Below are 14,743 nucleotides of genomic sequence, written 5' to 3'. Positions count from 1 at the left end.
GATGAAAGCCGTGCGCAATCTGAGCCTGACGCTCCTCTATCTGTTCCTTCTGGCACCGATCATCGTCGTGTTCATCGTGTCCTTCGACACGCGGCAATATCTGGCCTTTCCGCCCGAAAGCCTGTCTTTCGGCAGCTATGCCAAAGTCTTCGCGAACGAGGCGTTCATCTCCGCCTTCGGGCGCAGCGTGCTGATCGGGCTGATCGTCGGGCTCGTGGCCGTGGCGATCGGGATGCTGTTGTCGCTGGCCCTTGTCCGCTACCGTTTCCGCGGGCGCGACGGGATCGGGTTTCTGGTGCTCGCCCCGTTCCTTGTGCCATCCATCGTGCTGGCGGTGGGGCTGATGCTGGTGCTGGCCCCGATCGGGCTTCTGGACACCTATGCCGGGATCACGCTGGCGCATCTGGGGATCACCATCCCCTATACCGTGCGGACCATCACCATGAGCCTGATGGCCGTGGACCGGCGGGTCGAGGAGGCGGCGATGGTGCACGGCGCCTCCCCCCTGACCGTGTTCCGCCGCATCACGCTGCCGCTGGTCCGTCCGGGCCTGATCGCGGGTGGGGTCATCGCCTTTCTCATTTCCTTCGACGAGGCGACGATCTCGCTCTTCATCGTGTCGATCCGCACCTCCACCCTGCCGACCGAGATCTACCGTTATCTCGAATACTCCACCGATCCGCAGATCGCGGCGCTGTCGGTCGTGCTGATCCTGATCTCCATCGCGGTGGTGGTCTTGGTGGAACGCCTGATCGGGCTGAGGCGGGCGATATGATCGTCCAGACGGCGGCGGGCGCGCTTCGCGGGCGAAACGGCGCGTTTCTGGGCGTGCCCTATGCCGCGCCGGTCACGGATTGCAACCGCTTCGACGCGCCCACCCCCATGCCCCCGTGGGCCGGGGTCCGCGATGCCACGCGCCTTGGGCCGGTCTGTCCGCAGGTTCCGACCTATGGCCCCGTGGGAACGGCGGCGACGTCAGCCCTGACGGCGGGCGAGGATTTCCGCACGGTCAACATCCGCACCCCCGATCCCAACGGGCGCGCGCCGGTGCTGGTCTGGATTCACGGCGGCGGATACGCAGTCGGGTCGGCCAATGAGCCGGTTTTGCAATCGGGCGCCTTCGCGGCGTCGGGCATTGTCGAGGTGACGGTGAACTATCGCCTTGGGGCGATGGGGTTTCTGCATGTGCCGGGGCGGCCGGACAATCGCGGCCTTCTGGACATTGTCGCGGCGCTGGAATGGGTGCGCGACACTATCGCGGCCTTCGGCGGCGATCCGGGGCGGGTGACGCTGGCCGGGCGGTCGGCGGGCGGGTTTGCGGTGGCGGCGCTGATGGCGATGCCCGCCGCGCGCGGGCTGTTCGCCCGGGCCATGCCGCAAAGCGGGGCCGCCACCGCCATTGCCGCGCCCCACGATGCGGGCCGGCTGACGCGCCGCATGTGCGACCGGCTGGGCACGGACGATCCGTGCCATGTGCCCCTGCCCGACCTTCTGACGGCGCAGCGCGATCTGTGCAACGAAAGCTATGAACGGCATGATCCGGGGCGGGACGGGCGGGCGGCGATGCTGGGCGTGCCCTTCGTGCCGGTTCTGGGCCCCTCGCTGCCCGTGCACCCGCTGGAGGCGGCGCGGCAGGGCCGAACCGCCCCCGTGCCGATGATGATCGGCTGCACCAGCGCGGAATACCTGACCCATGCGACCGCCCTGCCGGAGGGGATGACCTTGCGCGACGTCATCCACCGGCTGGACCCCCGCGTGCGCCCCATGGGGTGGACGGGCGCGGAAATCGTGGCGCGTTATGCCGCGGCCCTGCCCGATCATTCGCCCCTTGGCCTTTGGCGTGCCATCGCGGGGGATCTGGTGTTCCAGAACCCGGCGACCGAGTTTGCCCGCGCCCATGCCGCGCATCAGCCGGTGTGGAAATACCTCTATGGCCCCTGCGCACCGGACGAAACCGGCGCCCCCCACGGGGCCGAGGTCGGGGCCGTCTGGTATCGGCGCGGGATGGACCAAAGCGTCCTGCCCAAGCGCCAGCGCGTGGCCGACCCGGAGGCCGCCATCGTCGTGCATGACATCTGGGCGGCCTTCATCAAGGGCGCGCCGAACTGGACCCCCTATACCGCCGCGGCACCTTGGGTCATGCATGTGGACGGCACCACCGCCACGATCCGGCGCGATCCCTTCGATCCGCGTCCCGCGCTCTGGACACGACCCTGATGGACCCGAACTATCTGGAAACCAAGCAGCTTGAGGCGTTCATCGCCGTCATCTCCATCGGGTCGATGACCGGGGCGGCGCGCGCGCTTGGCCGGTCGCAATCGGTCATCACCCGCCTGATACAAGAGTTGGAGGAGGAGGTGGGCTTTCCCCTTCTGCACCGCAACGGTCCGCGCATCACCCCCACGCAGCAGGGGCTGGCCTTCCACGCGCAGGCCGAGATGTTTCTGGCGGGGCTGCGCACCATCGGCGCACGGGCCCGCGCCATCGCCGACGCGCCGCCCTTGCCCCTGCACATCGCGGCCCTGCCCTCGCTGGCCAGCAGCGTGGTGCCGGCGGCCTTGGCGCGCCTGACGGAGGCCCAGCGTCCGGCCCATGTGCATCTCAACAGCGTTTCGGCCGAAAACGTGATCCAGTCCACGGCGGGGCATATTGCGGATCTGGGGCTGTCCACCCTGCCCCTGGATCATCCGGGGGTGGAGGTGCACTGGTCCGCCGAGGTGCCCTGCGTGGCCGTGGTGGCCGCCACGCACCCGTTGGCCCGACGCGACCGGATCGATGTGGCGGATTTCCGGGACGCCACGTTGATCGCGTCGCACAACCCCTATCGCATCCGCCATGCGATCAACGCCGCGCTGGATGCGGGCGGCATCCGACCCCCGCGCAGCATCGACAGCAACGCCTCCAGCGTGTCGGTGGCCTTGGCGCGTCAGGGCCTTGGCATCGCGGTGGTGGAAAGCATGACGCTGCGCGGGCTGCCGGTGGACGGCGTGGTGTCGGTGCCGCTGGGGTTTGCGCTGCCCTATCGCTGGGGCGCGATCACGCCGGCGGGGCGGCCGTTGGCGCCGGCCACCGCCCTGCTGATCGACCTGATCCGCACCATCGCCGAAGGCCTGCCCCGGCCCTAACGCTCGGCGCGCTTCAGGGCCATGCGGTCCTGCAGGCGATAGATCTGGATCAGTGTCGGCATGAAATACGGTTTGCCCGCGTAAAGCGGGACGGCCTTCATCGGGCGGAAATCGAAGGCCGAACGGGGAGAGTCCTCGGCCAGCATCCGCAGCGCCGCGCGCCGCCCGATCCACGGGGCCCAGACGACGCCCGACCCGCAGAACCCGGTGGCATAGGTCACGCCGTCATGGTCGAAGATGCGGGGCAGCATGTCGCGATGCATGGCGACATTGCCGAACCAGCTGTGGCTCAGCCCCACATCGGCCAGTTCGGGGAACAGGCGGATCAGGTGGCGGCGCAGCATCTCGGTCGGCCATGCGGCGCTGCCCGATTGCGAGGCGTCCCGCCCCCCCAGCAGGATGCGGGTGCCATCGGGCGAGGGGCGATAGTAGCAGCCCAGAATCATGTCCTCGCCGCACATCATCAGGCGCGGCATCAGGCGGGCCATCAGATCGGGGGCCAGCTTGTCGGTCGCGATGATGCGGCTGCGGACCGGGACGATGCGGCGGCGCAGCCAGGGGTCCGCACCGTCGGTATAGCCGTTGGTGCAGACCAGCACCTGCCGCGCCGCAACAGGGCCTGCCGATGTGGCGACGGTGAACCCGGCCCCGTCCCGCGCCACCCCCATCACGGCCACGCCGGACCGCACGACCGCGCCCGCGGCCTGCGTCACGCGCAAAAGCCCCGCATGGTATTTCGCGGGATGCAGGCCCCCGATATCCATGCGTACGGACCCACCGCGATAAAAGTCGGTGCCGAGATAACGCCGCTGTTCCGCCTCCGGCACGCCGAAGGCGTCGATCTGCAATCTGCGCGACAGGGTTTCGGCATCGCGCGCCATCCTGTCGTATTTCCGGCGGTCGATCGCGCCATAGAAGCGGCCCGTCATCTGCAGGTCGCAGTCGATCCCCTCGGCCCGGATGAACTCATAGGTGAAGGCGCGGGCGTCCTTGCCCTCGGCCTCGATCGCGAGGGCCCGCGCTTCGCCGTGGCGGCGTTTCAGGTCGGAAAAACCGGGGCGGATGTTGCCGCTGGTGATGCCGCCGTTCCGGCTGGAGGCTCCTTCGCCGGGGTTCATCTTGTCGAGGATCACCACCGACCGGCCCGCGCGGGCCAGGGTCAGGCCCGCCGTCAACCCGGCATAGCCCGCCCCCACGATCACCACATCCGCCCGCGCAGGCATCGGCGTGTCGGGCAGCGGGCGCACCGGCGCCTCCTCCCACCAGAACGGGGTGGTCTTTGGGGCGATGCGAAAATCGGGCATGGGCGCATTCCTGTTGGCCGGAACGGTGATACGACATCAGTGGTGCACGGGGCGGCGCGCAACGCAATCCCGATCTTTGCCCCCGCCCCCGCGACGCGTCCGTCAGGGGGCCGGTTGTGCGGTGTCGACCGCCACTTCGACCGACAGGCCGGGAACCAGATGATCGGCCAGCTCCTGACCCTCGGCAAAGCCGATCCGCACCGGCAGACGCTGGGTGATCTTGGTGAAGTTGCCAGTCGCGTTGTCGGTGCGCAGCACGCTGAATTCATTGCCCGTGGCGGGCGAGAAACTTTCGATCCGTCCGCGCAGCACCTGCCCCCCCAAAGCGTCGACGGTGATGTCCACCGCCTGCCCCACCTTCATGCCGTGCAGCTGCGTTTCCTTGAAGTTCGCCACCACCCATGCGGTGCGCGGCACAAGGCCCGCCAGTTGGGTGCCCACGCTGACATATTGCCCCACCCGCGCGCCCACCTCGCCCAGACGGCCATCCTCGGGGGCGGTGATGCGCGTGTTGTCCAGATCGATCTGCGCCAGCGCCAGCGCGGCATCCGCCGCCTCGATCGCGGCCTGCGCCGTGCCCTTGGCGGTTTCCGCCGCCAGCACGTTCTGCCGGGCAATCTCCACCTGCGCCTCGGCACTGCCCACATCGGCGGTGGACTGGTCCAACGCGGCGCGCGAGGTGTCGAGGCTGGATTGCGACGACACACCCCGCGTGGCCAGCGCATCCAGCCGGTCGAAATCGCGCTGCGCCACGTCGCGGTTCACCCGGGCGGCGCGAAGGCCCGCTTCGGCCGCCGACACCTCCGCCTCGGCCGAGGCGCGCTGCTGCGCGGCGGAGGCGAGCGCCGCCTGCTGCTGGGACAGTTGCGCCTGCGCCTGCGCCACCTTCTGGACATAGATCCGGTCGTCCACCCGCGCCAGCAGATCGCCCTCCTTCACCTGCTGGTAATCGGTCACCGGCACTTCGGTGATGTATCCCTGCACCTGCGGCGCGACATAGGTGATCTTGGAGCGGACATAGGCGTTGTCCGTCCGCTGCACCGAGGAGGTGAAGGGAAAGAGCTGCCACGCGTAAAGCACGGCCAGAACCCCGCACAGCCCCATGACCACCGCGACGATCGTGCCGATATGTTTCGTGATGCTTGTCATGATCCTGCTCGCATGTTCTTCAACCCGTCGTCCCTGCGCCGACGGTGCGGCGCTTTTTGAATTCGATCAACGCCCAATGGGCCAGAAGAACGGCCAGCGCCGCCGCCGCGACCAGCGCGATCAACGCGAACACGTCGTTATAGGCGAGGACCGTCGCCTCGCGCTGGACCACCTGCGCCAGTTGCGCCGTTCCATGCGCCCGCGCAAATGTGGCGTCCGCCGTGGCGTGCGACCAGACCGAGGCATAGGCCTGAAGCCTTTGGATCACCAGGGGATCGGTCAGCGCCATGTCCGCCGCAAGATGCGCGGTGTGGAAATTCTGCCGGAACTGGATGATCGTCTGGAAGACGGCCGAACCAAGCGACCCGCCGATCTTCTGCGTCACCAGAAAGATGATGATGAAGTTCAGGATGTATTTCGGCCCCTTCTTCAGCGCGGCCATCATCCCCGCCGCCAGGGCCGCCGGAAGAAAGAGCGCGCTGGCAAAGGCGATCAGCGACTGGCTGAACAGCATCTGGGCCGGGCGGGTCAGGTTGGTCGCGTGCGCGTCCAGCGTCGCGCCCACGATGATCAGCAAAAGGGCCACCGCGTGGATCCCGTGTTCGCGCCCCGGCTTCAGGATCATGGCGCTGACGATCCCGCCCAGAACGGTGGCCCCCGCGATCATCCAGAACATCGTCTGCATCTGCGCGTTCTGCAGCCCCGCCGCCTGAAACAACCCCGGCGCGCCCGACGATTGTTCGGCCAGAACGATGCGGAACACCAAAAGCGCGCCCGCGAATTGCAGGATGGTGGGCGAAAAGATCCAGCGCAGGTCCAGCAGCGGGCTTTCGCGGTTCAGTTCGATCACGGCGGCCACGGCAAGGCAGGCCACGCTGCCCGCGATCGTGAGCCCCAGCCAGTCTTGGGTGAACCACCAATAGGCCTTGCCCACCGTCAGCGCGATGGCGAGGCCCCCAAGGCCGAAGAAAATCAGCGGAAAGCTGATGAAATCCAGCCGTTCGATCACCTTTTCATGCGGGACGGGGGTCAACGGCAGGGCCAGCACCACGCAAAAGCACACCAGCGCCAGCGCCAGTTCCAGAAGGGTCAGCTGGTGCCACCCCCCCAGATCCAGCAAAGTGGGCGACAGCACCCGCGACATCGGCAGCCCCAGGGAAATGCCGATCAGCGCCAGGGACAGGCCGATGGACAGCTTCTTGGCCGGGGTGAACGGTTCGATCGCATAAAGGAAGGCCAAGGTGGCGATGGGGGCGGCGGCCATCCCGCTGATGAAGCGCACGGCGATGCCCGAGGCCAGATCATTCGCCAGAAAGTTCAAAAGCGCGCTGGCGACGAACACCGCCAGCCCGATCTCTCCGAACCGGCGCAGACCGAACTGGGTGCGGATCTTCACCAGCGCCAGGGTCAGCGCCGCCGGGGCGAGATAGGCGGCGACCAGCCACACCACCTCCTGCTGCGTGGCCGCGAACTCGCCCTGCAACTGCGCCACGTTGGAGCTGAACAAGCTCATGCCCAACCCCTGCGACAGGCCCAGAAGAAGCGAGGCCGCGACATAGATGGCCGCCCGCCACAAGGGCATGGTCAGGGTGCCGGTGGGCTGGGGCGGGGCGGCGGTGTCGGTCATGGAATGGATATATGCGTCGTTTCGCCCCGGGACATGCGCCTTGACGCAGGAAATGTCAAAAACCCACGCCGCGCCGGTCTGCGGTCGGACCGGCCGTCCGAACGGCGATCAGGCCGCCCCCCACAGGGCCGAGACCGGAACCGCGAACAGGTTTTCGGCGAAGGGCACGACCTGATCCCCGTCATAGAGGACGACGCCCTGCACGAACCGGTCGCCCAACGCGTCGGACATCTTGCGCAACCCCCTGAAATCGGCGCTTGCGACCGTGGCCGACGCCTTCACCTCCACCCCCGCCACGGCGCCGTCGCGGGTTTCCAGCACGACATCCACTTCGGTCCCGTCCTTGTCGCGGAAATGGCTGAAGACGGGACGCGCCTCGCCCCAGGCGGCGATCTTGCGCAATTCGGAATGCACGAAGGTTTCCAGAAGCGCGCCGAACGCCTGACGGTCCCGCGCCACCCGATCGGGCGACATGTCGCGCAGCGCGGCCAGCAGACCCGAATCCAGAAAGTGCAGCTTGGGCGATTTGACCAGCCGCTTGAGCCGGTTGCTGAACCACGGGGGCACGGTTTCGACCAGAAACAGGCTTTCGAACAGGCGCGAATACTTCTGCGTGGTGACGTGGTTCAGCCCGACCTGCGCCCCCAGGGCGGAGTAATTCGTAAGCTGTCCCGAATGTTCGGCCATCATCCGCACAAGCCGCGGCAGGATCGCCGCCTTCTCGATCTCGGCGATGTCGTGGATGTCGCGCTGAACGATCGCGTCGACATAGGCGAGATACCAATCCTGACGGCGGGACCAGCGGGGGCGCGCGACCGCCTCGGGGTAACCGCCCGCCAGAACCGCCGCCACCAGATCGGGGCCCAGAACGGCAGGGCCGGCAATCGGACGGCGTCCGGCCAGAAGATCGTCGACGAAGGTCGATCGGCGGCCCGCGATCTCGGCTTGGGACAAAGGCAGGAGGGGCACCGTTTCCATGCGCCCGGCCAGCGAATCGGCCACCCGTGGCAAGGTCATCAGATTGGCCGACCCCGTCAGAAGGAACCGCCCCGGCGCGCGATCGCGGTCGACTTCGGTCTTGATGGCCAGAAGAAGGGCGGGCGCGCGTTGAACCTCGTCGATGACCACGCGGTCCAGACCGCGCAGGAATCCGACCGGATCGGCGTGCGCGGCCTCCAGTGTGGTTGCATCGTCCAGCGTGAAATACGGACGCCCCGCCCCCGCGATCTGCCGCGCCAACGTGGTCTTGCCCGATTGACGCGGGCCGGAGATCAGGACGACGCGCGTATCCGAAAGCGCCTCGTCGATACGGTCCGATATGGGGCGGTGATACATGGGCGGGGCCTTGACTGCCTTCGGTCGGTTGAAAGTCTGTATTCGGCCAATTGAAATTTTGCAATCGGCCATCTGAAATCATCCGGCCATGAGGTTGTCCCCCTGGACACGTCTGACAAGGATAAGGTGTTGACAGACAGGTTGACGCATCTTCAGGATGATCCCGCATGATCACGATCGCGCCCGGAACGCGCGACAGCCATGCAAAGGGAGGACGACATGACACGAATGAAAACCCTGCTGGCAGGGACGGTCGCGCTGTGCGCGATGACGGGCGGGGCCTGGGCCTGCGATACCACGCTGCGCTCCAGCGACACGCATCCCGACGGCTATCCCACCGTGGAAGCCGTCAAGGCCATGGCCAAGATTGTGGAGGAGCGGACCGAGGGACGCATCTGCATCGAGGTCTATCCCTCGGCGCAGTTGGGCGAGGAAAAGGACACGATCGAACAGACGCAATTCGGCGTCATCGACATGATCCGCGCCAGCTTCGGCACGTTCGACACGCTGGTGCCCGAAACGCGCATCGTGTCCCTGCCCTACATCTTCCGCGATGTGGCGCATATGAACGCGGTGATGGACGGCCCGATCGGGGACGAGATTCTTCAGGCCTTCGAACCTCACGACCTGATCGGCCTCGCCTTCTATGACGCGGGCGCGCGCAGCTTCTACAACTCGGTCAAGCCGATCACCTCGGTGGCGGACATGGCGGGGATGAAGTTCCGCGTCATCCAGTCGGATGTGTTCGTGGACATGGTGGACGCCTTGGGCGCGAACGCCACGCCCATGCCCTATGGCGAGGTCTATTCCTCCATCCAGACGGGCATTCTGGACGGGGCGGAGAACAACTGGCCGTCCTATGACACCTCGGGCCATTACGAGGTGGCCAAATACTACACGCTGGACGAACACCTGATCGTGCCGGAAATCGTCGCCATGTCCAAAACCACCTGGGACGGTCTTGCGCCCGAGGATCAGGAGATCATCCGCCAGGCCGCCGTGGAATCCGTGGCCGTGGAACGCCAGCTGTGGGCCGAGGCCGAGAAGACGTCGCGCGCCCATGTCGAAGCGGCGGGGGTCGAGGTGATCGACGATCTGGACAAGCAGCCCTTCATCGACGCGATGACCCCCGTCTACGACAAATACGTGACGACGCCCGAGGCGAAGGATCTGGTCCAGCGCATCCGGGATACGCAATGATCCCACACCATGACACGGACGCGGGCGGCCTTCGGGCCGCCATGCTGCGCATTGCCCGCGTCACCGAATGGCTGGCACAGGGCGGCCTGTGGATTGCCGGGCTGGCCCTTGTGCTGATGACCGGCTTCGTCTTCGCGCAGGTGATCTGGCGCTATGTCCTTGGGTCGTCGTTGCAATGGGCTGAACCCGGATCGGTGATGATCATGGGCTGGTTCATCTTTCTGGGCGCGGCGGTCGGCATCCGCGAGGGGTATCATCTGTCCTTCGACGTGATCCTTTATATCGCGACCCATCGCGTGCGGGACATTATGCACACGATCTCGGACATCGTCGTCGGCACGTTCGGTTTCGGTATGCTGTGGTTCGGATGGCAGTTGGCGGTCAAGGCCTCCTCCAGCGACATTCCGGGGCTTGGCCTGTCGCGTGTGTGGGACTTCGCGCCGCTGATCGGCGGGGGGGCGCTGCTCCTGATCTTCTGCCTTGAACGTATCGCCCGCCGCGCCGCCGGCCTTCCGACCCGCCGTTTCGGCGATGGCACGGTGGAGGAATAAATGGAACTGTGGATACTTTTCGGCAGCTTTGTCGTGATGCTGCTTATCGGAACGCCGGTCGCCTTCTGTCTGGGTGCGGCCAGTTTCTTCACCGTCCTTTACATGGGGCTGCCGCCCGTCGTCGTGTTTCAGCGTCTGAATTCGGGCATCTCGGCCTTTGCGCTGATGGCGATCCCGTTCTTCATCTATGCCGGCGATCTGATGGTGCGGGGCGATATCGCCCGCCGTCTGGTGGCGCTGGCGGGGGCGCTGGTCGGGCATCTGCGCGGCGGGCTGGGGCAGGTGAACGTTCTGGCCTCGGTCATGTTCGGGGGCGTGTCGGGGTCGGCGGCGGCGGATGCGTCGGCCGTGGGCGGGCTGATGGTGCCGCAGATGAAGGCGCGCGGCTACGGCGTTGATTACGCGGTCAACCTGACGGTGGTTGGGTCCATCATCGCGCTGATGATCCCGCCTTCGCACAACATGATCATCTACTCCATCTCGGCCGGGGGGCGGTTGTCCATCGCCGACCTGTTCACCGCGGGCATCGTTCCGGGCCTGTTGCTGGCGATCAGCCTGATGGGGGCGGCCTATGTCGTGGCCCGTCGGCGGGGGTATCCGACCGAACCGTTCCAGGGGCTGCGCTATCTGGGCCAGATGCTCATCTCGGCCATTCCGGGGCTGCTTTTGGTGCTGATCATCTTCGGCGGCGTGCGGTCCGGGATTTTCACCGCCTCTGAAAGCGCCAACATCGCCGTGGTCTATGCGCTTCTGGTGACGCTTCTGGTCTATCGCACCTTGTCGTGGGAGGATTTCAAGGACGCCACCCTGGGCGCCGTGCGCACAAGCGCGATGGTGCTGACGGTCATCGGATCGGCCGCCTGCTTTGGATGGCTGCTGGCCTTCCTGAAGGTGCCGACCGCGATGATCGAGTTCCTTCAGGGCATCTCGGACAACCCGCTGGTGATCCTGCTGCTGATCAATGTCATGCTGCTGGTACTTGGCACGTTCATGGACATGTCGCCGCTGATCGTGATCACGACGCCGATCTTTCTGCCCGTGGCGATGGCCTTCGGGGTGGATCCGATCCATTTCGGCGTGATCCTGATCCTGAACCTTGGCATCGGGCTGTGCACGCCCCCCGTGGGGGCGGTTCTGTTCGTCGGCTGTGCCGTGGGCAGGATCGGCATCGGCACGGCGATGAAGTCGATCTGGCCCTTCTATGGCGCGGCCTTCGGCACGTTGATGCTGGTGACCTACATACCGGCGCTGTCGCTCTGGCTGCCGTCGATGTTTCGATAAGGAAAGGGGCCGGTCATCCGGCCCCTTTTTCATTCACCGCCAGATATCGCGGTCCACGCCTTTGCCGATGTCGGGATGGTCCGACAGACGGAAGGTGGGCAACCGGCCCGCCTTGCGCTGCGCCAGATAATCCCGCGTCAGCTTCACCACCGTCCCCGACAGCGCCACGATGGCAACAAGGTTGATCGTCGCCATCAGCCCCATCGAGGCATCGGCCAGGTTGAACACGGTCGCCACGCTTTGGATCGCGCCCCAGACGACCATGCCGATCGCCGCGACGCGCAGCACGGTCAGCCCCGTCCGCCCCCCAAGCCCCAGATAGGACACGGCGTTTTCGGCATAGGCGTAATTGCCGATGATCGAGGTGAAGGCGAAGAAGAAGATCGCGACCGCGATGAACACCCCGCCCAAGGGGCCGAAATGTTCGACCAGCGCGCCTTGGGTCAGCACCGTGCCCGTCAGCCCGTTCCCCGGCTCATACGCGCCCGACAGAAGGATCATCACGGCGGTCGCAGTGCACACGAGGAGCGTGTCAATGAACACGCCAAGCGCCTGCACGAACCCCTGGCTGGAGGGATGATGCGGATCGGGCGTCGCCACGGCGGCGATGTTGGGGGCAGAGCCCATGCCCGCCTCGTTGGAGAACAGGCCGCGCTTGATCCCGTTCATGGCCGCGGCCACGACGCCGCCCGCCACACCGCCCGCCGCCTCGGTCAGGCCGAAGGCCCCGCCCACGATCTGCCACAGGGCGCCCGGCACCTCGGTCAGGTTCAGCACGATGACGATAATCGCCGCCAGCAGATACAGCCCCGCCATGAACGGCACGACGATGGAGGCGACGCGCGCCACCTGCGGGATGCCCCCGAAGATGATCGCCGCCGTCAGGGCGGCGACGGCCAGGCCCACGATCCATTTCGGCACGCCGAACGCGCCGTTCATCGCCTCGGCGATCGAATTCGCCTGGACCGAGTTGAAGACAAGTCCGAAGGCGAGGATCAGGCACACCGCGAACACCGCCCCCAGCCACGGCAGCCCCAGCCCGCGCGCGATGTAATAGGCCGGTCCCCCGCGATAGAGACCCGTCTCCCCCCGCACCTTGTAAAGCTGCGCCAGCGCGCTTTCGGAATAGGCGGTGGCCATCCCGACCAGCGCCACCATCCACATCCAGAACACCGCCCCCGGCCCGCCCAGATAGATGGCGACGGCCACGCCCGCGATGTTCCCCGTCCCCACGCGCGACGCAAGGCTGACCGTCAGCGCCTGCAGCGGGGTGATGCCGTTCCTGTCGGCCGGTCCCGACCCCAGAACGCAACGAAACATCTCAAGGAAATGGCGAAACTGCAGCAACCCCAACCGAAAGGTGAAAAACAGGCCGACACCAAGCAGGCCATAGATCAGGATGTAGTTCCAGAAGATCAGGTTCAGAAAGTCGATCACGGCGGTCATGCGGCGTCCCCTCTTTTCGGACAGGCCCCATTTTTGGACAGGCCCATTTTTTGAACAGGATGGTGCGCGCGATGCGCGGTTCAAGCCGCCTTGGACAATGCACGGCCGCAGGTTTCAACCCCAAGGGGTTCGCAACGTCTTGACAAACCCCCTCTCCTCCCGCCGTCTGGTGCACAAAAACAACGCAAATGCACGGGGACAGTGATGGATTTCAACAATCTTGAGGCTTTTCTGGGCGCGGTCGGCGGCGTGGTCTGGGGGCCATTCCTGCTGATCCCGCTTCTTCTGGGCACGGGCCTTTACCTGACGGTGCGGCTTGGCTTCATCCAGCTGCTTCGGCTGGGGGCGGCGCTGCGGCTGGGGTTGATCCGGCGCAAGGATGACACGGATGACGGTGACATCTCGCAGTTCCAGGCGCTGACGACGGCGATGGCCGCCACCGTCGGCACCGGCAACATCGTGGGCGTGGCGACCGCCATCGCCATCGGTGGCCCGGGCGCGCTGTTCTGGATGTGGATGACGGCGATCCTTGGCATGGCGTCGAAATATTCCGAGGCGTTTCTGGGCGTGCGCTTTCGCACCACCGATGCGGCGGGCGAAAAATCGGGCGGGCCGCAATATTATCTGGAGCGTGGAATTCCGGGCGCATTCGGCAAGTTTCTGGCGCTGGCCTTCGCCATCTTCGCCGTCTGCGCCTGTTTCGGCATCGGCAACATGACGCAGGGCAACTCCATCGCCTCCAACCTCGACCGCAGCTTCTCGGTGCCCACCTGGGCCACGGGGCTGATCCTTGCCGGTCTGACGCTGGTGGTGCTGGTGGGCGGGATCAAATCCATCGGGCGGGTGACGGCGGGCCTGGTTCCGGCGATGATCATCTTCTATGTCGCGGGCGCGCTGTATATCCTGCTGGTGAACATCACCGACGTGCCGGCCGCCATCGGCCAGATCTTTTCGCAGGCGTTCACGGGCACGGGCGCGGTCGGCGGGTTCGTCGGGTCATCCATCATGATCGCCGTGCAATACGGGGTGGCGCGGGGCATCTTTTCCAACGAATCCGGCATGGGGTCGGCGGCGATTGCCGCCGCCTCGGCACAGACCACCCATCCGGTGCGTCAGGGGCTGGTGTCGATGACCCAGACCTTCATCGACACGATCATCGTCGTGACCTGCACCGGCCTTGTCATCATCACCACCGGCGTCTGGGACGACATCGATCCCGCCACGGGCGAACAGCTTTCGGCCGCGATCATGACCGGGCAGGCATTCAGCAACGGCCTTCCGGGGGAATGGGGGCATTGGATCGTGACCGTTGGTCTGGTGCTGTTCGCCTATTCCACCATCCTCGGCTGGGCCTATTACGGGGAACGCAATGTCGAACGTCTGGTCGGGCGCGGCGGCGTCATGCCGTTCCGCATCCTGTTCGCGCTCGTCGTCTATGTCGGCTGCACGGTGCAGCTTGGCGTGGTGTGGAACTTCTCGGACGTGATGAACGGTCTGATGGCGATCCCTAACCTGATCGGGCTTCTGATCCTGTCGGGCCTGATCGTGCGGGAAACGCGGCACTATCTGCACCACGACCCCAAACTGAAAGCCAGCCGGGCAGAGATCGAGGTCTTCATGAAGGGCCAGCCGGGGTGGGAGGAATGGACCCAAGACCCCCGCCGCTGACATCGGGGGGCGCGGGGATCTTCCGCCGCGCCCTTTTTACGTCCGGGCATTGATCTT

At 66.1% G+C, this 14,743-nt stretch carries 12 protein-coding genes; 7 read left to right on the top strand and 5 right to left on the bottom strand.

What is annotated here, in order from left to right; all coding sequences use genetic code 11:
• The first annotated feature begins 1 nt into the window (after nt 1).
• The 3 genes from MU449_RS14930 to MU449_RS14920 are packed head-to-tail and all read left to right on the top strand — an operon-like array spanning nt 2 to nt 3,125.
• Nucleotides 2–775: an ABC transporter permease gene (locus tag MU449_RS14930; protein WP_244739472.1), complete on the top strand. Its 774-nt coding sequence runs from the start codon at nt 2–4 to the stop codon at nt 773–775.
• Entirely contained in the window at nt 772–2,217 is a 1,446-nt protein-coding gene (locus MU449_RS14925) for a carboxylesterase/lipase family protein (RefSeq protein ID WP_244739471.1), read from the top strand. The genes MU449_RS14930 and MU449_RS14925 overlap by 4 nt, the downstream gene beginning before the upstream one ends.
• On the top strand, nt 2,217–3,125 hold the full coding sequence (locus MU449_RS14920) for a LysR family transcriptional regulator (RefSeq protein ID WP_244739470.1): 909 nt from the start codon (nt 2,217–2,219) through the stop codon (nt 3,123–3,125). The genes MU449_RS14925 and MU449_RS14920 overlap by 1 nt, the downstream gene beginning before the upstream one ends.
• On the opposite strand, the gene MU449_RS14915 is transcribed toward MU449_RS14920, so the two are convergent.
• The 4 genes from MU449_RS14915 to MU449_RS14900 form a co-directional block, all read right to left on the bottom strand.
• A complete protein-coding gene (locus tag MU449_RS14915) occupies nt 3,122–4,429 on the bottom strand; it encodes an NAD(P)/FAD-dependent oxidoreductase (RefSeq protein ID WP_244739469.1) in 1,308 nt (435 codons plus the stop codon). The two genes, MU449_RS14920 and MU449_RS14915, sit on opposite strands and share 4 nt — an antisense overlap.
• Before the next feature lie 102 nt (nt 4,430–4,531).
• Complete coding sequence (locus MU449_RS14910) at nt 4,532–5,578, bottom strand: HlyD family secretion protein (protein WP_244739468.1); 1,047 nt, start codon at nt 5,576–5,578, stop codon at nt 4,532–4,534.
• A gap of 19 nt (nt 5,579–5,597) precedes the next feature.
• Nucleotides 5,598–7,205 carry an MFS transporter gene (locus MU449_RS14905; RefSeq protein ID WP_244739467.1) on the bottom strand — a complete coding sequence of 536 codons (1,608 nt, stop codon included), beginning with the start codon at nt 7,203–7,205 and terminating at the stop codon, nt 5,598–5,600.
• Nucleotides 7,206–7,313: 108 nt separating this feature from the next.
• The gene (locus MU449_RS14900; protein WP_244739466.1) at nt 7,314–8,540 is read right to left on the bottom strand and encodes an ATP-binding protein; all 1,227 of its coding nucleotides are present in this window, start codon (nt 8,538–8,540) and stop codon (nt 7,314–7,316) included.
• 219 nt (nt 8,541–8,759) lie between these two features.
• Between MU449_RS14900 and MU449_RS14895 the strand changes: the two genes are divergently transcribed.
• The 3 genes from MU449_RS14895 to MU449_RS14885 are packed head-to-tail and all read left to right on the top strand — an operon-like array spanning nt 8,760 to nt 11,572.
• Nucleotides 8,760–9,740: a TRAP transporter substrate-binding protein gene (locus MU449_RS14895; protein WP_244739464.1), complete on the top strand. Its 981-nt coding sequence runs from the start codon at nt 8,760–8,762 to the stop codon at nt 9,738–9,740.
• The gene (locus MU449_RS14890; RefSeq protein WP_244739462.1) at nt 9,737–10,291 is read left to right on the top strand and encodes a TRAP transporter small permease; all 555 of its coding nucleotides are present in this window, start codon (nt 9,737–9,739) and stop codon (nt 10,289–10,291) included. Before MU449_RS14895 ends, MU449_RS14890 begins: the two co-directional genes overlap by 4 nt.
• Complete coding sequence (locus tag MU449_RS14885; RefSeq protein ID WP_244739460.1) at nt 10,292–11,572, top strand: TRAP transporter large permease; 1,281 nt, start codon at nt 10,292–10,294, stop codon at nt 11,570–11,572.
• A 33-nt stretch (nt 11,573–11,605) separates the two neighbouring features.
• Here MU449_RS14885 and MU449_RS14880 read toward each other — a convergent pair whose 3' ends face one another.
• Complete coding sequence (locus tag MU449_RS14880; protein ID WP_244739459.1) at nt 11,606–13,018, bottom strand: alanine/glycine:cation symporter family protein; 1,413 nt, start codon at nt 13,016–13,018, stop codon at nt 11,606–11,608.
• 204 nt (nt 13,019–13,222) lie between these two features.
• Between MU449_RS14880 and MU449_RS14875 the strand changes: the two genes are divergently transcribed.
• Nucleotides 13,223–14,686, top strand: a complete 1,464-nt coding sequence (locus tag MU449_RS14875) for an alanine/glycine:cation symporter family protein (protein ID WP_244739458.1) — start codon at nt 13,223–13,225, stop codon at nt 14,684–14,686.
• Nucleotides 14,687–14,743: the final 57 nt, after the last annotated feature.

The organism is Falsirhodobacter halotolerans (genome assembly GCF_022899245.1).
GTDB classification, from domain to species: Bacteria; Pseudomonadota; Alphaproteobacteria; order Rhodobacterales; family Rhodobacteraceae; genus Falsirhodobacter; species Falsirhodobacter halotolerans.
This window is presented reverse-complemented; position numbering and strand designations above follow the sequence as displayed.